Origin of the sequence: Veillonella parvula, from assembly GCF_024461875.1 — a bacterium.
Taxonomy (GTDB): Bacteria; Bacillota; Negativicutes; order Veillonellales; family Veillonellaceae; genus Veillonella; species Veillonella parvula_I.
The window spans coordinates 1-207 of sequence record NZ_JANGAL010000192.1; the positions used below are offsets into that span (position 1 = coordinate 1).

Annotated in this window: 1 protein-coding gene; it reads left to right on the forward strand. The window is 48.3% G+C overall.

The features are described from left to right. A partial coding sequence (locus tag NE668_RS10310; protein ID WP_256197038.1) for a hypothetical protein occupies positions 1-207 on the forward strand: 207 nt, incomplete at both ends.

Below are 207 nucleotides of genomic sequence, written 5' to 3' on the forward strand. Positions count from 1 at the left end.
AGAACTTCGTCGTCCGGTGGCGATAAACATCAGTTTTGGCAACACATATGGATCTCATGACGGAACTTCTCTTGTAGAACGTTTTTTGAACGATATTGCGGACATGTGGAAAAATGTTATCTGCATCGGTAGCGGAAATGAGGGGGCGTCGGCAGGTCATGTGTCGGGAAAAGTGCGGCGGCAGATATCTGAGACGGTAGAACTTGC